15 protein-coding genes and 2 pseudogenes are annotated in these 21,612 nt (G+C 32.5%); 14 read left to right on the top strand and 3 right to left on the bottom strand.

Going from position 1 to position 21,612, the window contains the following annotated elements:
- Positions 1-151: 151 nt before the first annotated feature.
- From Q0929_RS02085 to Q0929_RS02040, 10 genes and pseudogenes are all read left to right on the top strand, one after another.
- Positions 152-310: pseudogene (locus Q0929_RS02085) on the top strand (IS5/IS1182 family transposase); the annotation flags it as partial.
- A 148-nt stretch (positions 311-458) separates the two neighbouring features.
- Positions 459-1,019: a hypothetical protein gene (locus Q0929_RS02080; RefSeq protein WP_299237936.1), complete on the top strand. Its 561-nt coding sequence runs from the start codon at positions 459-461 to the stop codon at positions 1,017-1,019.
- A gap of 5 nt (positions 1,020-1,024) precedes the next feature.
- Positions 1,025-1,672 (top strand): class I SAM-dependent methyltransferase, encoded by a 648-nt coding sequence (locus Q0929_RS02075; protein ID WP_299237935.1) that lies wholly within the window; start codon positions 1,025-1,027, stop codon positions 1,670-1,672.
- A 452-nt stretch (positions 1,673-2,124) separates the two neighbouring features.
- Positions 2,125-3,534, top strand: a complete 1,410-nt coding sequence (locus tag Q0929_RS02070) for a hypothetical protein (RefSeq protein WP_299237934.1) — start codon at positions 2,125-2,127, stop codon at positions 3,532-3,534.
- 127 nt (positions 3,535-3,661) lie between these two features.
- Positions 3,662-4,672, top strand: a complete 1,011-nt coding sequence (gene pstS, locus Q0929_RS02065) for a phosphate ABC transporter substrate-binding protein PstS (RefSeq protein WP_299237933.1) — start codon at positions 3,662-3,664, stop codon at positions 4,670-4,672.
- Positions 4,673-5,100: 428 nt separating this feature from the next.
- Positions 5,101-6,051: a phosphate ABC transporter permease subunit PstC gene (gene pstC, locus Q0929_RS02060; protein WP_299237932.1), complete on the top strand. Its 951-nt coding sequence runs from the start codon at positions 5,101-5,103 to the stop codon at positions 6,049-6,051.
- A gap of 3 nt (positions 6,052-6,054) precedes the next feature.
- Positions 6,055-6,888, top strand: coding sequence for a phosphate ABC transporter permease PstA (pstA, locus tag Q0929_RS02055; protein WP_299237931.1), 834 nt, complete (start codon positions 6,055-6,057; stop codon positions 6,886-6,888).
- Positions 6,889-6,900: 12 nt separating this feature from the next.
- Entirely contained in the window at positions 6,901-7,665 is a 765-nt protein-coding gene (gene pstB / locus Q0929_RS02050) for a phosphate ABC transporter ATP-binding protein PstB (RefSeq protein WP_299228665.1), read from the top strand.
- Positions 7,666-7,715: 50 nt separating this feature from the next.
- Complete coding sequence (phoU, locus tag Q0929_RS02045; protein ID WP_299237930.1) at positions 7,716-8,381, top strand: phosphate signaling complex protein PhoU; 666 nt, start codon at positions 7,716-7,718, stop codon at positions 8,379-8,381.
- Positions 8,371-9,384, top strand: a complete 1,014-nt coding sequence (locus Q0929_RS02040; protein WP_299237929.1) for an ATP-binding protein — start codon at positions 8,371-8,373, stop codon at positions 9,382-9,384. The genes phoU and Q0929_RS02040 overlap by 11 nt, the downstream gene beginning before the upstream one ends.
- 139 nt (positions 9,385-9,523) lie before the next feature.
- Here the strand turns inward: Q0929_RS02040 and uvrA are convergent, their stop codons facing one another.
- Together uvrA and recN are read right to left on the bottom strand one after the other, a co-directional pair.
- Complete coding sequence (uvrA, locus tag Q0929_RS02035) at positions 9,524-12,286, bottom strand: excinuclease ABC subunit UvrA (RefSeq protein WP_299237928.1); 2,763 nt, start codon at positions 12,284-12,286, stop codon at positions 9,524-9,526.
- Positions 12,274-13,872, bottom strand: a complete 1,599-nt coding sequence (recN, locus tag Q0929_RS02030) for a DNA repair protein RecN (RefSeq protein ID WP_299237927.1) — start codon at positions 13,870-13,872, stop codon at positions 12,274-12,276. The genes uvrA and recN overlap by 13 nt, the downstream gene beginning before the upstream one ends.
- A gap of 185 nt (positions 13,873-14,057) precedes the next feature.
- Between recN and Q0929_RS02025 the strand changes: the two genes are divergently transcribed.
- From Q0929_RS02025 to thiL, 4 genes are all read left to right on the top strand, one after another.
- The gene (locus Q0929_RS02025; protein ID WP_299237926.1) at positions 14,058-14,495 is read left to right on the top strand and encodes a hypothetical protein; all 438 of its coding nucleotides are present in this window, start codon (positions 14,058-14,060) and stop codon (positions 14,493-14,495) included.
- 919 nt (positions 14,496-15,414) lie between these two features.
- On the top strand, positions 15,415-17,145 hold the full coding sequence (uvrC, locus tag Q0929_RS02020) for an excinuclease ABC subunit UvrC (protein WP_299237925.1): 1,731 nt from the start codon (positions 15,415-15,417) through the stop codon (positions 17,143-17,145).
- 439 nt (positions 17,146-17,584) lie between these two features.
- Positions 17,585-19,123: a glycosyltransferase family 39 protein gene (locus tag Q0929_RS02015; protein WP_299237924.1), complete on the top strand. Its 1,539-nt coding sequence runs from the start codon at positions 17,585-17,587 to the stop codon at positions 19,121-19,123.
- A 10-nt stretch (positions 19,124-19,133) separates the two neighbouring features.
- Complete coding sequence (thiL, locus tag Q0929_RS02010; RefSeq protein ID WP_299237923.1) at positions 19,134-20,075, top strand: thiamine-phosphate kinase; 942 nt, start codon at positions 19,134-19,136, stop codon at positions 20,073-20,075.
- A gap of 542 nt (positions 20,076-20,617) precedes the next feature.
- Here thiL and Q0929_RS02005 read toward each other — a convergent pair.
- Positions 20,618-21,415, bottom strand: a pseudogene (locus Q0929_RS02005) (transposase).
- Positions 21,416-21,612: the final 197 nt, after the last annotated feature.

Genomic DNA, 21,612 nt, shown 5'->3' with positions numbered 1-21,612 from the left:
GATTATCGGAAAAGTGGAGTAATCATATTTGAGTTTAATACATTTCAATTCCTCATAGTTGAGGGTGTTCCAAAATTATTTTCTCAGTTAAAATTAAATACACAAAATCAGATATAATTTTATGATATTGCAATTAAATTGTAAAAGTTTTTGGATAATCTCAATAGCTATATTTCTATATCAAACACTAAAACAATATTCTTATAGAGAAGTCCTTTAAGAACCTAAATATCTTGGCTTTAAAACTATTGCTGGAAAAACAGGACAGTGCTACATAGCACATGCTACAGATTTTGCCTATGGAGATATGAGGGTGTTCCACAAATCCACATCGTCATTCTGCAGCCGGCGAAGAATCTTATATTTTTATTGAATTTCTCTATATAAGACTTAGAAATATATATTTTAACCCTAAGTTTTTGTTAAAATAGTTTACAAGTTTTTTTAAGGAGTATCATATGAGTAAATATCAAATTTTAGAAGATATGCTAAAAAAATCTGTTGTAGAAGATGTTGGTAATCAACTGAAAACAAGAGACTCAATCTATTTTGACCAAATAGACATAGAATACAAAGTATTCATAAATGATGATTATAAATTGGATATAGAAATTACGGAAATAAAAACTACAAAAGAATATTTACTAATAGATCTGATCGCAAATGAAATGAAAAATAAAATAAAGAAAGAGCTTGAACATTTAACAGCATTAATGAACGAATCCTACTGTTTAAACGAGTTTTTTATTAAATTGGAAATATACTCTTATGAAATCCAATCTTTTGGAGATAGTTTTTACAGAGATAGCTACATAAAAGTAAAAGTTCAAGACTGTGAAGCAGAGAAAGAGGAAGTTAATGTGCTAAAAAATGCCATAGATAGATTAAGTAAGAAGATGTACTATATAATAAATCAAAGTACTGGAATAGTTTTATCTGATATTTTTAATTTTGCAAATAATAAGGATATAGATTTTGAATCTCTTGATGATATTGATGATGAAGATATTCCTTTTTAATAAAAATGGAAAATAGTTTAGAAATTCAAGAAGTCTTTAATAAAAATGTTAAAAATTATGATGAATGGTATGAGAAAAACAAATATATCTATCTCTCTGAAGTAGAAGCTCTTAAAAAAGCTATTCCTCATGGTAAGAAAGGGCTTGAAATAGGAGTAGGAACAGGCAGATTTGCTGCAGTTTTAGGCATTGAGTATGGAATAGACCCATCGGAAGAAATGTTAAAAATTGCTAAAAAAAGAGGGATTAAAACGTTTTTAGGTTACGGTGAAAAATTACCGTTTAATGATGAAGAATTTGATTTTGTAGCCATTGTTATAACAATTTGCTTTGTAAAAAATCCTGAAAATGTTATAAAAGAAGCTGAAAGAGTTTTAAAAATTGGCGGAAGACTAATTGTTGGAATCATAGATAAAAATAGCCCTTTAGGTCAGTTTTATTTTGAAAAGAAAAAACAAGGACATTTGTTCTATAAATACGCTAATTTTTATTCTGTCGATGAAATTGTTAAAATGTTAGAAAAATATGGTTTTGGAAATTTTAAATTTTATCAGACGATTTTTAAGCCAATAGAAGAAATTAAAGAAGTAGAAATGCCAAAAGAAGGATATGGCGAAGGAAGTTTTGTCGTTATATCTGCTGAGAAATTATAAATAAGAGTGTTCCAAAATTATAGTAAGTTCTCTTTTCCATGTCGTCCTGAGGCCGTAAGACTGAAGGATCTCCTCTTTTAAAATAAGAAAAAATGAGATTCTTCGCTAACGCTCAGAATGACAACATTGATTTTTGGAACAGTTTCAATTATAAATTAATTCTAAATACGTCGGATGAGAAATTCAATAAAAGTATGAGATTCTTCGCCGGCTGCAGAATGACAAATAAGGTTACCTTTTTTCTGATTCTTATCATTCAACCTTTCTTTGTCATCCTGAGGCCGTAAGGCCGAAGGATCTCATTTTTTAAATTTTATAAAAACCGCTAATTTCTCACCCAAGGTATGAAATTTGAAAAAATTATTAACAAATTTTAACCATTCTTTCATTAAATCTTAAAATTCTTTTGATATAGTGATATGCGAATAATATTTTTAGAGGAGGTTGTTTAGATGAAGAGAACTTTAGCAGTGATGGCTCTCTTAGGAGCTGTAGGACTTGCAAACGCACAAGTTGTCGAGAACCCTATTCTCAAAAAACTTGTTGAGAAGGGTATCTTAAAAGAAGATGAAGCTGCAGCAATTGACGAGCAGCTTGCAAAAGAAGAGGCAGAAAAGGCAAGATACCAAGCGGAAATTGACAAAACAGCAATGGAAGCAAAAGACAAGTTGGCAAAGCTTGAGAAAAAATGGGGAGACATGCCAGCATTAACAGGTAAGTTTAAGAAGTTTGAAATTGGCGGAAAGGCTTACTTAGGCTATACTTATCAAGCTAGTAAGAAAAAATACAACGGAGGAATTAACGACTCAGGGGATTTTGAAGCAAGAAGATTTTACTTTGATACAAAGGCTTACATCTCAGACAAAGACTATATCAGATTTACAACTGATTTATCAGCAGGTACAGACTATAAACTCAAAATTAAATACGGTTATTTATGGAAAGATATCTCAGATTTAATACCTCACACTGGCTTTGAGTTTGGTATAGTTCATACACCTTGGATTGATTATGAAGAGCATTCTGGATGGTGGTACAGGTCTATAGATAAAACATTTATGGAGTCTGGAGATGGAATGGGATTATGGCCATCAGCAGACCTTGGAATTAACTTCAAGACAAAAACTCCATACATCACTTCTGAAATAGGAATGTTTAACGGAGAAGGTTATGACAAGATCAATACAAGTTCTAAAAACTCATCTGGCTTCCACAACTCTTTTGAAGGTAGAGTAACATATCACATATTTGGAAACGGAGATAAAAAAGTAAACCCAACAAAAGACCAATACGCAAACATATCTTTACACTTAGCAAGCAACATTGGATATAATGATAATAATTTTAGTGACTATATCTACCAAACTACGTATAATTATGTTTGTAATGGTCCTAATCCATCAGATTGTCATGTTAATTCAGATCCTAAAGGCAAAATTGTAGGACAAAACCCAGCTACTCACAAAAATCTTAACCTCTATCACATCCATGCAGTTTATAACCATCCAATGTTCTTAATCGCAGCACAGTATGCAAAAACAGATTATAACTCACTTTCTTCACAAGCAGGTGATGGATACTCTGTAAACGCAGAAGTAAGACCAGTTCAAGATTGGGCTATTTTTGGAAGATATGACTACTGGAAGTTTAAAGACGGATATCAAAAAACAGCTTTCTATAAAGATAGAAAAGCATATTATGCAGGCGTGGCATACACTATGAACAAATATGTAAAATGGATTGTAAACGTAGCATCTTTTGATTATAAGGCAAGCTCGTATTGTACTGGAGCTACATGTGATACTAAAAACAATGATAAAGACAGAACAAAATACATGTTAACAGCTGAGCTTAGCTGGTAATCCTACTGCTTTTTGTATGTTTGGGAGGGAGAGGGGAAATTGTTAAAATTTCTTAACAAAAAATTAATAAAAAATAAACATTTTCATAGTATCATAATCTTAAAAATTTAACGGAGGTAAGAAGAAGATGAAAGTTAAAGGCTTGAAAAAACTTGCAATAGCTGGAATTTTAGCAACATCTACTGCAGCAATAGCAGGAGTTACAATTACAGGTGCAGGATCAACATTTGTATATCCAATCATGTCTGCATGGGCTTATGCTTATGAAAAAGCAACAGGAAACAAAGTTAACTATCAATCAATTGGTTCTGGTGGTGGTATCAGACAAATTGAAAACAGAACAGTAGACTTTGGTGCATCAGACGCTCCATTAACACCAGAAGAATTAAACCAAAAGAAATTACTCCAATTCCCAACAGTAATCGGTGGAGTAGTTCCAACTTACAACCTACCAGAAGTAAAACAAGTTCTTAACTTCGACGGAAAAGCTCTCTGTGATATATACATGGGTAAAATCACTAAGTGGAATGACCCATACTTACAACAACTAAACCCTGGCGTAAACTTACCGGATAGACCAATCACGGTAGTTCACAGGTCTGATGGCTCTGGTACAACTTGGATCTGGACTAACTACTTATCAAAAGTTTGCCCAGAATGGAAAGAAAAAGTTGGATACGGAACATCTGTTAACTGGCCAACCGGTGTAGGCGGAAAAGGAAACGAAGGAGTAGCTAACTACACTAAGAGAATGAGAGGAGCAATAGGATACGTAGAATATATCTATGCAAAACAAAACAATATGCCTGCCGGAAAAGTTAAAAACAGAGAAGGAAACTTTGTTGCTCCATCTATGGAAAGCTTCCAAGCGGCAGCTGCTAACGCTAAATGGGATAAAAAGAAACATTTCTATGAAGTATTAACAGACCAACCAGGTAAAAATTCATACCCAATAGCTGGAGCTACATTTATTCTACTTGCAAAAGATAGACCAGAAAACTCAAAAAAAGCTGTTATGTTCTTTGACTGGGCATTTACAAACGGAGATCAAGAAGCAGAGAGATTAAACTATATCCCATTGCCACAAAACGTGAAAGATTTAATCAGGTCATACTGGAAAGAAAACGGATTGATGTAATACTTTTCTCATGTCTAACCTCCAATTTTGCCCTACCTCTAAAAAGGTGGGGCTTTTTGTTTTTTAAGAATAGCAATATTGTTTTTGCTACATAATAGTGTTTTAGGATTTTCTAAAACTATAAAAGTGTATATGTAAATAAGCCGGGTGAGAAATTGGGTAAAAGTAGGAGATTCTTCGCTTCGCTCAGAATGACAAATAAGATCGACTTTTCTCTTATGCTTATTAATCAATCTTTGCCTGTCATACTGAGGACTTTAGTCCTAAGGATCTTCTTTTTGGGTTTTTTAATAGAAAAATACTAGATTCTTTGCATGCTGTAGGAGTAAGATAAGAAAGGTGTGAATGTATACCTTTTAATTTCTCACCTGACGTGTACTTAATTTATAATAATTGTTTAACAAACAGTAAAGTAAGGAGCTTAAAGAATGGAAAATACAGCACTAAAAAGGGCGCTTCTTGTAGAAAAACTTTTAAAAATAATACTTGGATTTGCAGCAATATTTATAGGCTTTATACTTCCTGTGATTATATTCATTGTACTGTATAAAGAAGCATACCTTGCTATCCAAACTTTTGGAGTTTTAAACTTTTTAACATCTGCTGAATGGGACCCGGTTGCACTTAAATTTGGCGGGTTGGCTCCTATAGTTGGAACGTTGATAGCAACATTTTTATCAACATTATTCGCTGCTCCAATTTCAATTGGTATTGCTATTTTCTTGGTTGAACTTTCACCAAACAAACTAAAGCCAATCTTCTCAACTGCAATAGAGCTTCTAGCCGGAATTCCAAGTATCATTTATGGTATGTGGGGATTGTTTGTAATTGCTCCGTTATTTGGCGAAAAAGTAGAGCCATGGCTTCAAGCTAAGCTTGGCGGAATTCCTTTAATAGGAAAGCTTTTTGAAGGTTCTCCTACAGGAATTGATGTTTTAACAACATCTCTTGTTCTTGGAATAATGATAATTCCATTTATGAGCTCTGTTGTTAAAGATGCGTTTAACATGGTTCCGCCGATAATGAAAGAATCAGCTTATGCCCTTGGGGCTACAAAATGGGAAGTTATAAAACAAGTGATGATACCCATCACAACATCAAGTATCGCAGGTGGTTTTATCTTATCTACCGGTAGAGCACTTGGAGAGACGATGGCAGTTACATTTTTAGCAGGAAACGTAAACCAAATACCAAAATCACTTTTAGACCCATTTACAACCATCACCGTTGCTTTGGCAAACCAATTTACAGAAGCAGACACAGCTGTTTATCTTTCTTCTTTATATTACCTTGCATTGATACTTTTTGTTATGTCATTTATTGTTTTATATCTTTCTAAAATTATGCTTTTAAGATTAGAAAAGAAATGGAAGGTGTAAGCCATGGTTAAAAGAAAGTTAGAAAATTACATATTCCTTACATTATCGGGTTTTTCTGCATTGCTTGGATTATTTTTCTTGTTTTGGATACTTGGAGATTTGCTTATTAACGGTTTTAAATACATAAATTTAGATTTATTTACAAAAGACCCGGTTCCACCCGGTATGGAAGGTGGTGGATTAAAACATGCATTTATCGGTCATTTAATCATTACTACCCTTGGAACTATGATAGGAACGCCTATTGGAATATTAGCCGGTATATTCTTTGCTGAGTATGGTCAAAACTCAAAAGTGTTCAAAATTGCAAGAAATATAGTTGATATAATGGTAAGCAATCCATCTATCGTCATAGGTGCAGTAGTTTATGCGATACTTGTTTATCCTGTTGGTCATTTTATGGGAATAGCCGGTTCTGTAGCACTTGCATTGCTTATGATACCGGTTATAGTAATCACAACTGACGAGATGATGAAATTAGTTCCACGGGAAACAAGAGAAGCAGCTTACGCTCTTGGAGCTCAGCCATGGCAGGTTAGCTTTCAAGTTGTTTTAAAGGCTGCTAAAGTAGGAGTTTTAACAGGTGTAATTCTTGGAGTAGCAAGAATATCCGGAGAAACTGCACCATTATTATTCACATCATTTAACAACAACTTTACAACCTACAATATCACACAACCGATGGCATCTTTAACAGTTACGGTCTTCCAATATGCCATGGGACCGTATGATGAATGGCACAGACAAGCATGGGCAGCATCATTTATTCTTACATTTTTCGTATTGATTGCATCAATCACAGCAAGATACTTAATCCAAAGGAAAAAACACTCTTAGGAGGAAAACTAAATGTCTGAAAATGTAAAATTACAAGTTAAAAACTTAAATTTTTATTATGCTGGCAATAAACAGGCTTTAAAAAATATAAACATGCCGGTTTATGAAAATAAGATTACAGCACTGATTGGACCCTCTGGATGTGGTAAAACTACACTACTTAGATGTTTTAACAGAATGCATGACCTATACCCGGGCAACAGATATGAAGGAGAAATAATATTTGAAGGCAAAAATATTCTTGCAAAAGATGTAGATTTGATGATCTTAAGAAGTAAAATTGGTATGGTGTTCCAAAAACCAACGCCGTTTCCAATGTCTATATTTGATAACGTCGCATATGGACTGAGACTTCAAGGAATTAAAAACAAAACAGAGCTACAAAACAGAGTTGAAGAAGCTTTAAAAGATGCTGCACTCTGGGACGAAGTAAAAGATAGACTTAATGCATCAGCTTTTTCTTTGTCAGGTGGGCAGCAACAAAGGTTATGTATAGCAAGAGCAATAGCAGTAAAACCAGAAGTCATACTATTTGACGAGCCAACGTCAGCACTTGACCCAATATCAACATCAAAGATAGAAGAGCTTATAGTTGAATTAAAGAAAAATCATACTATAATTATTGTTACCCATAACATGCAACAGGCAGCAAGGGTTTCAGACTACACTGCATTTATGTATCTTGGAGAGCTTATTGAATTTGATTTAACAGATATTATATTTACTAAACCAAGTAAAAAACTTACAGAAGATTATGTTTCAGGTAAATTTGGTTAAGATGAGACTTTTTAAAAAATTCAATAAGTAATTATGAAGGAGGATATTGCATGTTAATAGAACCAAGATTAAATGAAATCAAAGAAAGACTTTTAAAAATGGCTGAAATTGTAGAAAATATGATAGATAACTCAATAAAAGCTATCATAGAGCATAACCCGGAGTATTTAAAATATGTTGAAGAAAATGAAAGTATAGTTGACCAGATGGAAGTAGAAAATGAATCATTGATAATAACAACCATGGCAAGATTTCAGCCGGAGGCAAAATATTTAAGAATGCTTGCAATGGACTTGTTTGTAAACAGAGACCTTGAAAGAATAGGAGACCATGCAGAAAACATAAAAGAGCATGCCCAGTCTATATTAACGAAGCCAAAGTTAAAAGAATATGTAGATTTACCAAAAATGACTGAGTTAACAATACAGATGGTTAAAGATGCAATAAAAGCCTTTGCAGAAAATGATACAAATCTTGCAAGAGATGTAATAAAGAGAGACGACACAATAGATGCATTAGAAGACCAGATAATAAGAGAGTTATACACTTACATGGTAGAAGACCCGTCAACGATAAAAGTTGGATTAAGACTTATAGACGTTGTTAAAAACATAGAAAGAGTTGCAGACATAGCAACAAACTTAGCAGAAGAAGTTATTTACATGAAAGAAGGAAAAATGCTAAGACATCAGGAATTAGACGAAAATGGAAAGTAATACCCTAAAAGACCAGCATTTAGATTATGAAATACTAATAAGTTTTCTTGACTATTTAAAAGAAGGCGTCATTGTCGTTGATGAAAATAAAAATATCTTGTTTGTAAATAGATTTGCACAGAGATTTTTAAATACTCCAGATTACGAAGGTAAGCATTTTAAAGAAGTTATAAATGATAATTATCTTTATTCTATAATTTCCCATGATTACGACAAAGACACAAAGTTGGAGGTAAACATAGATAGTAGTAAATACTTAGTCAACGTCTATCACATTAAAGGCAAAAAAATAATTCACTTACAAGATATAACACCATTTGAGATTTACAAACAAGCAAAGAAAGATTTTGTATCTAACGTATCTCATGAGCTAAAAACTCCAATCTCTGTTTTAAAATCTGCCATGGAAACAATAGAAGAGGAGATAAAAGATTCTAACATCCTGAAATTTGTAGACATGGCAAAAAAAAGAATAAACCAAATGGACTCTCTCATAAATGACCTTCTTATACTTGCAAGACTTGAATCTCAAGAAGATTTAGTAAACAAGAGAAAGTATTTATTATACAAACAAGTTGAAGATATCTTTGAAGATTTACAGCATTTAACAAAAGATAAAAACATAAAACTTATAAATAATGTTCCTAAAAATTTTGAAGTTTATGCAGACGAACAAAAATTAAGCATAGCGCTAAAAAATTTAATTGAAAATGCAATAAAATATAACGTTCAAAACGGTACAGTGGAAGTAAATGCAAAAACCGACGGAAAGTATGACATTATAAGCGTCATAGATACAGGTATAGGAATACCACCAGAATCAATTCCTCTTGTGTTTGAAAGATTTTACAGAGTTGATAAATCAAGAAGTAGAAACATCGGCGGAACAGGTTTAGGATTATCCATCGTTAAACACATCACAGAAGCCCATAAAGGCAAAGTATGGGTAGAAAGCCAAGTAGGAAAAGGAAGTAAATTTTATATCAAAATACCCAAAACATGAATCCTTCTTAAAAGATTGTTGTAAAAATTAACATTGTCATTTTGAAGCTGTAAGCTAAAGAATCTTTTCTTTTATTGTTATTCAAATAATTTCTCACCCAACGTATGAAAGGTATCTATTCAACCTATTTTCTTACTCCTTACTTTAAATACTTTTTCAAAAACTTTCCTGTATAAGATGTTTCATTGTTTGCAACCATGTCTGGCGTTCCTTCTGCTACAATATAGCCACCCCTATCACCGCCCTCCGGTCCAAGGTCTATGATCCAATCTGCACACTTTATAACATCAAGATTATGCTCTATCACAACAACAGTGTTGCCCTTTTCTACAAGTTTGTTTAAAACCTGTATTAGCTTTGCTACATCATGAGAATGTAAGCCTGTTGTTGGCTCATCTAACAGGTAAAGAGTTTTCCCTGTATCTCTCTTTGACAGCTCTCTTGAAAGTTTTATTCTTTGAGCTTCTCCACCGCTTAACGTGGTTGCCGGCTGTCCAAGTTTTATATAATCAAGACCCACATCATGCAAAAGTTTTAATTTGTTTCTGATAGATGGTATATTTTCAAAAAATTCTAAAGCTTCCGCAACTGTCATATCAAGAACATCTGCAATACTTTTTCCTTTGTATAAAACAGATAAAGTTTCTTTGTTGTATCTTTTTCCACCGCAGACTTCACAGGTTACGTATATATCCGGCAGAAAGTGCATCTCAATTTTAACCACACCTTCACCTTGGCATGCTTCACATCTTCCTCCTTTTACGTTAAAAGAAAACCTTCCCGGGTCGTATCCTCTTATTTTTGCCTCAGGAGTAGATGCGTAAAGCTCTCTTATTAAGTCAAAAACTTTTGTGTAGGTTGCCGGGTTTGACCTTGGCGTTCTTCCTATGGGTGATTGGTCTACGTTTATAACTTTGTCTATATGCTCCCATCCTTCTATTTTTTCATGCTTGCCTACGTATTCATTTGACCCATGGAATCTATTTTTTGCTGCTTGCCATAAGATATCGTATATCAGCGTTGATTTGCCACTTCCTGATATTCCTGTGATAGCTACAAACAATCCAAGTGGAATTTTTACATCTATATTTTTTAGATTATGCTCTTTTGCACCACGAATGATTAAGTATTTATCATCATTCGGCGGTCTTCTTTTTGCCGGTAGTGGAATTTTTAGCTTTCCGCTTAAATATTTACCTGTTAATGAATTTGGATTATTTTTTATCTCTTCAACAGTTCCAACTGCTGTAATATAGCCACCGTATACACCGCTACCCGGTCCAATATCAACAATATAATCTGCCTCTTCAATAGTCTCCGGGTCATGCTCTACTACTATGACAGTGTTTCCAAGGTCTCTAAGCTCTTTTAATGTATTGATTAGTTTTTCTGTATCTCTTGGATGAAGTCCTATAGATGGCTCATCAAGAACGTATAAAACACCCGACAATTTAGAGCCTATTTGAGTAGCAAGCCTAATTCTTTGAGATTCTCCACCGCTTAAAGTTGTGGCTGTCCTGTCAAGGGTTAGATAATCAAGTCCAACATCTAATAAAAACTTTAATCTTTCTTTTATCTCTTTTACAATCTTTTCTGAGATTAGTTTTTCTTTTTCTGTTTTTGGTATACTTTCATACTCTTGGAAAAACTCAAAAGCTTTGGCTATATCCATTTTTACAACATCGTAAATATTCTTGCCGTTGACAAGTACAGTTAGAGCTTCTTTTCTTAACCTTGCACCTTTACACTCTGGACATTGAATTTCTTTAATGTATTTCCCTATTTCTTCTCTGTATTTTTCGTTATCTGTTTCTAAGAATTTTCTTTCAAGATGCGGAATTACGCCTTCAAAATATCTACCGCCATAAAGAATCTCTTTTTTTACATGCTGTGGTAGTTCTTTGAATTTTTTAAGCCTTGGAATTCTATTAAAAGTTAAATAATCACTAACCATTGCTTTTATGTATTTAAAAGAGATATTCTCGGCTATCCTAAAAGCTTCTGTGGCTACTCTTTCTTCATCTATTAAAAGATTTTCATCAATTTTATGAATAACTCCAAGACCTTTACAGGTTGGACAGGCTCCATAAGGACTGTTAAAAGAAAAAAGTCTTGGCGAAAGCTCAGGAATGGAGAAGTTATGAATAGGACATGCAAACTTTTCACTGTAGATAATATCTTTACCTTCATCTACAAGATTTACGACCGCAAGCCCATCAGAAAGCTTTAAAGCCTGCTCCACAGAGTCATTAACCCTTGTTCTTGAACCTTCTTTTATAACAACTCTATCTATTACAACTTCAATTGTGTGTTTTTTGTTTTTATCAAGCTTTGGAACTTCTTCTGTAAGATAAACTTCTCCATCTATTCTTAATCTTGGATATCCAAGCCTTTTTAACTTTTCTAAGGTATCTTTATGCTCCCCTTTTTGTCCTCTAATGATTGGTGCGATTATCTGTATTTTTGTTCCCTCCGGCAAAGACATTATACTTTCTGATATCTCTTGTGCAGATTGTGATGAGATTTCAACCCCACATTCCGGACAGTGTGGTTTTCCTACCCTTGCAAATAAGAGTCTTAAATAATCATAAATTTCCGTTATTGTTCCAACTGTTGAACGTGGATTTTTAGATGTGGTTTTTTGGTCTATTGCTATTGCGGGAGATAGTCCTTCTATACTGTCTACATCAGGTTTTTCCATTACTCCAAGAAACTGTCTTGCATAAGCTGACAGGCTTTCTACATATCTTCTTTGACCTTCTGCATAAATTGTATCAAAAGCCAATGAAGATTTTCCGGAGCCTGATGGTCCAGTAATAACTATTAATTTATTCTTTGGAAGTTCTAAATCTATATTTTTTAAGTTATGTTGTCTTGCACCATGGATTACTATCTTGTCCATTTCTCTCCTTCTTTCAAAAGCTGTTTTGCTAAATTTAAAGAATTTTCATCAATCATTCCTGTAAGCATTCTTGCTATTTCATGACTTCTGTCTTCTTCAAGAAGACTTACCTTTGCAACGGTTTTACCATCCTCAATCTCTTTGCTGATGTAAAAATGTCTATCTCCAACTACTGCAATCTGTGGAAGATGAGTAATTAAAATAACTTGAAAATCTTTTGACAGCTCTTTCAATTTTTTAGCCATCTCTATGGCTGTTTTTCCGCCAATTCCTGTATCTATCTCGTCAAAGATTAACGTTTTAACAGATTTTTTTGATATTAGTTTTAATATTAAAGAGATTCTTGAAATTTCACCGCCGGATGCAACTTCTGAAAGCGGTCTTGGTTCAAATCCTAAGTTTGCAGAAAAATAAAAAGTTATCTTATCTTTTCCGTATCTGTCTATTGGCTTTTCTTCTATCTTAACTTTAAAAATAGGTGTCTTAAACGCCAAATCCTTTAAACCTTCAACCACTAAGTCTTCAAACTCCCTTACTTTGCTTTTTCTAATGCTTGATATTTCATCCGCTAACTGATTAATCTTATTTTCTAATGTTTTTAACCTATCTTCAAGCTCAGGCAGTTTGTCTTCTAAACTCATAAGTGTTGAAAGCTCGTCATTTAAACTCTGTAGCAAGTTTGACATCTCATCAGCTTCAACATGATACTTTCTCTCTAAGTTATTGATAAGATTTAGTCTTTCTTCAACCTCTCTAAGCTTATAATCATCTGCATAAAAATCTGTATCTTCAAGCTTATAAAAAGCATCTTCAATTAAAGCTTTAGCTTCTTCAAGATTTTGTAAAACTTTGCTTAAACTCTCGCTTAAATCAGAAATTTTTGAGATATTTTTTATCACCAAGCTTAAATTTGATAAAACGCTGTTGTCTTGAATTGATAAAACACTTTTAGAAAGCTCTACAACTTCTTTTATAAGTGCTATATTTGATAAATATTTATATTCCTCTTCAAGCTTGTGTTTTTCTCCCGGCTTTATGTTTGCAGATGAAAGCTCGTTTATCTGAAATGTTAAAAAATCAATCTTTCTTTGATTTTCTGCCTGTTTTGATAGAATGTCTTCATACTCTTTTTTGACTTTTGTATACTCTGAATATAACTTTTGAAACTCTTCAAGTTTATCTTCTACTTTTGAAAATTTATCAAAAATTTCTCTTTGATAGTCTGTATCAAAAAGCTTTTGGCTTGCATGCTGTCCGTGAATCTCTATAAGGTTTTGAGAAATCTCACCAATGATAGATTTAACAACCTTTCTTCCGTTTAGATAGTATATATTTTTTCCATTTTTTACCTGCCGTGCAAGAATCAAAATTCCATCTTCTGCATACTGATTGTCTGCTTCAAACATCAGCTCAACATAATCATTCTCTTCAAAGCTTCCTCTCTCTCCAAGAACAAACGATATAGCATCAATGATTAGAGATTTACCAACGCCCGTCTCACCGGTAAAAACATTCAGTCTATCAGAAAGAGAAATCTCAACATCTTTTAAATAAAGGAATTTTTTAATTCTAATCTCTGAAAGCAAATAATACCCCGTTTGATTTTAAAGTCTCAATTTTAAATTATAACATAGTGAATTTTTAAATTATTATTGTTTGATAGTTTTTCAAGATTTTGAAAAATTACAATTTTGTAAGCTGTATTTAATTGTTTTGTAATACAAGAAGTGTATCTTGAATGCTAATAATTTTGTCAGGAGGCGAAAAAAAAATGAAGAAAAGCTTATTAAAAGCAGTGGCATTTATAGGATTAGGTTTTGGTACAACTTTAGCAAATCCAAATTCACAACCAATGCCAACAGCTCCAAATCAGGGGCAAAACTTGCAGAAAGTTATAGATATCGAAAGCTACTCACACCAAGAAAGAATAAGAATTCTACAAGAAGCAGACCAATGCATACATAATGCAAAAACAAAAGAAGAGTATAGAGCTTGTGAAGAGAAAGAAAAGCAAGAAAGAGAGCAGTTGAAACAAAAAGTTTTTGAAATGAGAAAACAAAACTTATTGAATGAATTAAGCAACCATCCAAACGTTCCACAAAGTATTAAAGATTGTGTAGCTAATGCAACCAATCACGAACAACTAAAAGCATGTCATGAGCAATTAAAAGCTTTAAGACAGCAATTTAAGCAAGATAAAATTCATTAAAATAATTTGATTGGGGGCGATTTCTCACTTCCATAGAGACCTATTAATAATTTTGTGTCTGGATTAAAAATTTTTTATTAAACAATTGTAAAATTTCATAAGAAGCTCCCTTTAAAGCAGGTATAGACTTTTTCCGTTTTCCATTTTTTAATTATCTCTCTGAATAAGCAGATTTACCTCAAGAATGACAAGGAAAGGTAAATTTACAAAAATTTTGCAACGCCCTCATGCATCAACTAAGACTGTTCCAAAATTCTCGTAAGCTTACCTTTCCGTCATCGTATATTGAACCCCAGATATTGATATTAAGAATCATTACTAATAATGCTTGGCTTTGCAAAAAATATTTTAACAAAATCAGTAGTGATGCAGTCAAGACCAAACCTAACGGTGCATGCTAACGCATGCAGTCTTGACTGCATCACTGATTTTGTTATTAGATAACTAAGCAAAGCCAAGCATTATTTAGCTCTTAAGCTTAAGAGATAGTGTTTATTCAATCAGACGCGTGCTCCTCTATCTATCTCGTGCGCGCGCTACCAGATATAACAAAAATGCAATAATGATGACAAACAAACAAGTAAAATCAATAGTTAAAGATTACAAGAAGATTACAAAAAGATTACAAGTTTGTAATGTTTTATGCTTGATTATCAACAAGTAAGGTGAAAAATTACAAATTTGTAATGTTTGATGCTTGATTTTCAAGGTTCTAAGGTTGTGTCGTACTTTAATTAGATTATTAACAAGCCCCTATAGCAGACATAGAACATCCTGAGGCTGTAAGCCGAAGGATCTCCTCTTTTTAAAATAAGAAAAAATGAGATTCTTCGCCGGCTGCAGAATGACGATGTGGATTTTTGCAACACCCTCATGCATCAACTTGACTATTTAAAGCCAAATAGTTAAATTATTTATCATGAATAAAAATTTTGATTGGGCATTAGAGTTTATAAATAAAGCACCGGAGGAGCCGGGCGTTTATCTGTTTAAAGATAGTAAAAAGCAATATGTTTACATCGGAAAAGCTGTAAATATAAAAAATCGCCTAAAAAATCATTATCAGCAATTAAAAGTAGACCCAAAAGAAAGAAAAATTTTTAAAGAAAGCTCAAGTATAGAATGGATAATAACAAAATCAGACTACGAAGCATTCGTCCTTGAAAATGAACTTATCAAACAGTACAAACCAAAATGTAATGTAAGATTAAAATCAGGAAGTAGTTATCCTATGCTTGTTATCACGGATGAAGAGTATCCAACTGTTAAAATCAGCAGAAAGTTTGGAGAGATAAAGGGAGAGTATTTTGGACCTTTTCTTCCTGCAAGAACCGCAAGAGCTATGAAAGAGCTAATTCATAAACTGTTTAAACTAAGAACCTGCGACCCACTGCCAAAAAGAAGCTTAGTATGTTTTGATTATCATCTTGGGCTTTGCTCTGGTCCTTGTGCAGATAAAATATCTATGAAAGAGTACAAGGAAGATGCAAAGGTTGCCAAAGCCTTCTTATCGGGAAATGTTAAAAATGTTATTTACGAACTCTACGATAAAATTAATGACTATACGAACAAGCTTATGTTTGAGAAAGCAGCAGTCATTAGAGACCAAATCAAAGCTATTGAGATGACAATAAAAAAACAAGAAGTTATAGGTGTTGGCGTTGAAGAGGCTGATATTTTTTATTTTCTCAGAAATAGAGTTTATCTGATTATCGTAAGAGGAAATAGAATTGTTGGAAAGGATGAGCTAAAGGTTCAAAATGAAGAGTTTGAAGAAGGTAATGAGATAGCCATCATCACTGATTATTACAGTAAAGACACATACATACCAAAAACAATCATCACAAACAAAGATTTAGAAGACTTGGAAAATCTTAAACAATGGCTTTTAAAAGGGAAAAATAAAGAAGTTGAAATACTTACCTCTTTGCCGGAGCAAGTGGAAGGGTTTATAAAAAGAAACATAAACATAGAAAACATAGAAAATCTTAAATCAGAGTTTGAAAAAGTGTTTGGATTTGGTCTTCCAAACAGGGTGGAATGTTTTGATATTTCCCATCTTGATGGGAAGTTTACGGTTGGTTCTTGTGTTGTTTGGGAAAATGGAAGCATGAATAAAAGAGAGTATAGAAGGTTTAGAGTTAGAACGGTCAATTATATAGATGATTTTGCATCATTAAGAGAAGTTTTAACACGTAGATTTAGAAGGTATAAAGAGATGGATAACCCGCCGGAGCTTGTTTTAATAGATGGTGGAAAAGGTCAGCTAAGCCAAGGATTGGCTGTAAGACAAGAGCTTGGGCTTGAAAATCTGCGAGTCTTCTCGATAGCAAAAAAAGAGGAAATTATCTATACAGATGACGGAAAAGAGGTTAGATTGTTTGAAAATCAAGAACTTTTAAAGTTCTTTACCAAAATAAGAGATGAAGCCCACAGATTTGCCATTACTTACAACAGAAAGTTAAGAGAAAAGGAAGGTTTAAAAAGCGTTCTTGATAACATTGAAGGTATAGGTGAGAAAAGAAAGGAAATTTTATACAGGACTTATAAAACATTGGACAATATTTTAAAGGCAAGCGACGAAGAGTTAAAAAAGCTTGGAATTCCTACATCTGTAAGTCAAAAGATAAAGGAATATTTAAAGTTTTAACATAGGAAAAAATGAGTAAATACGATTGATGAATCGCTCAAACGGTAAGAAAATGAAAGTTGAAGTTTATAATAAAGATTTTTTTAAAGCTAACAGATACGGATACGTCATGTAAAAAATTCAATAAAAATAGGAGATTCTTCGCTTCGCTCAGAATGACAAATAAGGCTATCCTTTCTCTGATATTTATCATTCAAACATTCGCTGTCATCCTGAGGCCGTAAGTCCGAAGGATCTCCTCTTTTAAAAAGGGTAAGTAAGTAATGAGGTAAAAGGACAGGGATTCTTAGCCAGCTGTAAAATAACGATACTGTTTTTTGGAACTCTCTTTAGCTTTATCCAAACACTGTAGCGACTTTTTATCTTTCTTTAAAATATGCTATAATACCTTTCAAACTCAAAAATCAAAGATTTTTAAAGATTTCTCCGGAGCCTTTGTTTGGATACTAAAAAAATAGATTACAATCTCATATTGATAGGCTTATTTTCTTTTTTTCTATTTTCTTTAAACATCGGTGGAGTATCAATCTTTAGTCTTGATGAAGCAAAAAACGCATCCTGTGCAAGAGAGATGTTAGAATCTAAAAACTTCATCGTTCCAACATTCAACTACGAATTAAGAACGGACAAACCACCACTACATTACTATTTTATGATGCTTTCTTATCTTATCTTTGGAGTAAGTGAATTTTCAGCAAGATTTTTCTCATCAGTCTTTGGAAGCTTAACGGTAATGATTACGTACTTCTTTGCAAAAAAAATATTTAGCACAAAAACAGCCATTTTATCAGCCATTGTTCTGATTTCATCACTGCATTTTGTTTTTCAATTTCATATGGCAGTTCCAGACCCGTATTTGATATTTTTCATAAACTTAGCATTTTTTAGCTTTTATCTTTTTTATAAATTCAACGAAGAAAAATATCTTTGGACTTTATACATAGCCCTTGGCTTTGGAGTGTTAGCAAAAGGAATAGTTGCGTTAGTTTTACCATTTTTTATAATTTTTGCGTTTTTACTTTCAGCAGAAAAAAGCATATCAGCCATTAAAAGCTTGAAAATTCATAAAGGTTTAATTTTAACAGCTTTAATATCTCTTCCTTGGTATGTGTTAGTTAGCATAGAAACAGATTTTCAATGGACAAAAGAATTTTTCTTGAAGCACAACATTAGCAGATTTACAGACTCAATGGAAGGGCACGGGGGAATATTTCTGATTACAATCCTTTTTATTCTTATCGGAATGCTTCCATTTAGCATTTTTACTTACCAATCAGTCAAAGAGACTCTAAAAAATAGATTAAATCCAGACTATCTTTACTTAGGCTTGATAGTATTAATATACACAGGATTTTTTAGTGTTTCTAAAACAAAACTGCCAAACTATACAGTACCTGCATATCCAGCCTTTGCAATACTTCTATCTCTTACACTTTTAAAGATTAGAAACTATTTATCTTCTTTAATTTTTTATCTCATCTTTACAGCATCACTGCCTTTTGTTTTATACACAACATTAAAGAATGACAAAAATCTATATCTACTTGTAAATTATAGTTTTTACTTTCTTATTTTGGTAGTTGGCGGATTGTTTACTTTAATCTACTTTAAAGATATCAAAAAGGTCATTCTTTCTCTTTTTATTTCAAGCGTTGCAATGAGCATTACACTTTACACAGTTATTTTGCCGGAGATTGACAAATACTCATCAGTTAGAATTATACTAAATTACATGGAAAAAGACAGACCCGTAGGCTATTATAAACGATACAATCCAGCTTTTTCCTTTTACTTAAAGAAGAAGATAGTTCCTCTAAACTCTAAACAAGATGTTGAAAATTTTATTAAATCAGGCAGAGTTTACGTCCTAACAAGGGATGAGTATTTAGAAGAGTTAAAAGACATTAAAGACTTAAAAGTTATCATTCAAAAAAAAGATTTGTTTGAAAATTCAGTATCAGTTTTAATTTCAAATTGAAGGTGGATTTATGGAAAGGATAAATCATATTGGCGAGTTTGGACTGATAGAGAGATTAAATCAGATACTGCCAATACATGATAAAGATGTGTTGGTTGGTTATGGTGATGATTGTGCATGTGTAAACATAAATGGTAGGCTGATTTTGTTTACCGTTGATATACAAGTTGAAAACTCACATTTTTTAAAAGGTAAAATCAAACCGGAGGATTTAGGTTGGAAGCTTGCAACGTCAAATGTTAGTGATGTGGTTGCTTGTGGTGGTTTGCCAAGATGGGCTTTATTATCCTTGGCACTGCCGAAGGATTTAGAATACAGCTTTATTGAAAAAGTTTATCTTGGAATCAAAGAAGCTCAGGATTATTACGGTTTTTATACAATCGGCGGCAATTGTTCATCTTCAAATCAAATCATGATAGATATGACAATGGTAGGAGAAACTGAAAAATTTATCTCAAGGTCTACGGCTAAACCAAATCAAAAAATTTATCTATCAGGCAACCTTGGATGCAGTAAAGCAGGCTTAGAACTTATTCTAATGGATAAACAAGAGTATGAAGACTTTGAAATTGCTTTAATCAACAAACATTACAGACCAAAAGCAAGAATAGACTTGGTAGAAAAAATCAAACAAGCTTCAGCATGTATAGACATTAGCGACGGCTTGACTTCGGATTTAAGTCATATCTCTAAAAAAAGTAATGTAAAAATTATCATTGAAAAAGAAAAATTAAAAATAGATGAAAACTTAAAAAAGTTTTGCTTAAAGTATGAAAAAGACCCATTAGATTACATCCTAACAAGTGGTGAGGAGTATGAAGTAGCTTTAATTTCTGAAAAAGATTTAGATTTAATGGAAATCGGCTATACAGAAGAAGGCTTTGGAGTGTTTCTAAAAGAAGGTGATAAAGTAGTAGAATTGAATAAAGAAAGTTTTGACCATTTTAAATAGTGAGAAGTAAGGGGGGTAGATCCTTGCAGAATTGAGAACGATATTATTACTCTTTCTGTCATCCAACAGCAAAACTTCGTTCAGAATGGCATCCAAGATTATCCTTCCTTTAGTGCTTATCATTCAACCTTTCTATGTCATTCTGATGGCTTTAGTTCGAAGGATCTTATGTTTTAATACTTTTAAAAATTAAAATAAGATTCTTCCCAAGGCTGTAGAATGATTGTGTGGATTTTTGGAATAGCCTCTCAGAATATTTTACTTCTAAATTTTCATCCTCTTTTGCTCTCATTATTTAAATACCTCGGGTGAGAAATTCAAATATAAATAAAACATCTAAAAAAACTCCTTGGTGGCAGTTAAAATTGTAATAGCAAAAATTCCACCAAGGAAGTAAAAATGCAAAACTCTAATCTTTATTTTACAATATTTCAAAAAATCTATGAGCATTTAACTATACTTTTAAACATTCAATCAAAAAGGAAAGCAGGTAGACCACTTAAGGTATCTGATTTACAGCTTGCAGCTTTATATATTACATCCTACATTTCAAACACTCCTATTCTTACACTGAGGCCGTTCCAAAAATCAAAAAAACTTCTTTTCAAAATCAAGACTGATAGAATAGACAAAAATACATAAATTAAAATCATGTAGAAATTCCAAAGAATAGCCCAAGCAATAGCTAACTTCTTAGCTATATTCTTTGATAACTGTCTCAATAGATGCTTTATTTTTATTCTAAGAGTTTGCTTTATCTTTATAGCAGGAATAAGTCCAATGTCTAAGATTTTTTGTATTATGCTTATTGAATCATAACCTTTATCAGCTATAAAAGGTAGTCCTTTGATAAAATCTACTTTGTTTAATATCTGATTTAACATCTTTATTTCACTTGCATAAGCTTTACCTGTTTCACATCCTAAGATTAATGCTTTACCTCTATTCCTCTTCTCCATTTAAGGTTATAAATATCTCCATAGGCAAAACCTGTAGCATCTGCTATGTAGTACTGTATTTTATCTTTGATTTTTTCAATAAAGTGCTGCCCTATTTTTTCCAGTAATAATTTTAAAGCGTTTTCATTAATCTGTTTAATCCTATAATGATAGTCATTTAGAGAAGGAGTTTTAAAGCCAAGATATTTAAGTTCTTGAAGAACTTCTCTATAAGAATATTGTTTTAGTGTTTGATATAGAAATATAGCTATTATAAATTCATCTTTGTATTTTCTTGGTCTATCTCTTTGACTATTTTTCTTTTCCTTATATTCAATCTTTTTTAAAAAATCTTTTTGTAAGCTTATAGATTTGTTTAAAGGATATTCCTGTTTTTCTCATGCAAACATTCCATTTTTTGATTTTGTGTATTTAATTTTAACTGAGAAAATAATTTTAGAACACCCTCACAACCCCCTTGACAATCAAGAAAAAATGGATATAATAATTAGTCCAATTTGAAAAACGAATAAGAAGAAAGAAAAAACCTCTTGACAAAAGAAATAAAAAGTGATAGAATTTTTGTCTGTTTAAAAAAT

Source organism: Sulfurihydrogenibium sp., assembly GCF_028276765.1.
In the GTDB taxonomy this organism is placed as follows: domain Bacteria; phylum Aquificota; class Aquificia; order Aquificales; family Hydrogenothermaceae; genus Sulfurihydrogenibium.
This window is presented reverse-complemented; position numbering and strand designations above follow the sequence as displayed.

What these genes read in the sequence shown, in the direction of transcription:
- Q0929_RS02075 (WP_299237935.1), top strand. Translation starts at nt 1,025, where the DNA reads ATGGAAAATAGTTTAGAAATTCAAGAAGTCTTTAATAAAAATGTTAAA.
- uvrC (WP_299237925.1), top strand. Translation starts at nt 15,415, where the DNA reads ATGAATAAAAATTTTGATTGGGCATTAGAGTTTATAAATAAAGCACCG.
- pstC (WP_299237932.1), top strand. Translation starts at nt 5,101, where the DNA reads ATGGAAAATACAGCACTAAAAAGGGCGCTTCTTGTAGAAAAACTTTTA.
- Q0929_RS02070 (WP_299237934.1), top strand. Translation starts at nt 2,125, where the DNA reads ATGAAGAGAACTTTAGCAGTGATGGCTCTCTTAGGAGCTGTAGGACTT.
- Q0929_RS02040 (WP_299237929.1), top strand. Translation starts at nt 8,371, where the DNA reads ATGGAAAGTAATACCCTAAAAGACCAGCATTTAGATTATGAAATACTA.
- Q0929_RS02080 (WP_299237936.1), top strand. Translation starts at nt 459, where the DNA reads ATGAGTAAATATCAAATTTTAGAAGATATGCTAAAAAAATCTGTTGTA.
- pstS (WP_299237933.1), top strand. Translation starts at nt 3,662, where the DNA reads ATGAAAGTTAAAGGCTTGAAAAAACTTGCAATAGCTGGAATTTTAGCA.
- phoU (WP_299237930.1), top strand. Translation starts at nt 7,716, where the DNA reads ATGTTAATAGAACCAAGATTAAATGAAATCAAAGAAAGACTTTTAAAA.
- uvrA (WP_299237928.1), bottom strand. Translation starts at nt 12,286, where the DNA reads ATGGACAAGATAGTAATCCATGGTGCAAGACAACATAACTTAAAAAAT.
- pstA (WP_299237931.1), top strand. Translation starts at nt 6,055, where the DNA reads ATGGTTAAAAGAAAGTTAGAAAATTACATATTCCTTACATTATCGGGT.
- Q0929_RS02025 (WP_299237926.1), top strand. Translation starts at nt 14,058, where the DNA reads ATGAAGAAAAGCTTATTAAAAGCAGTGGCATTTATAGGATTAGGTTTT.
- pstB (WP_299228665.1), top strand. Translation starts at nt 6,901, where the DNA reads ATGTCTGAAAATGTAAAATTACAAGTTAAAAACTTAAATTTTTATTAT.
- thiL (WP_299237923.1), top strand. Translation starts at nt 19,134, where the DNA reads ATGGAAAGGATAAATCATATTGGCGAGTTTGGACTGATAGAGAGATTA.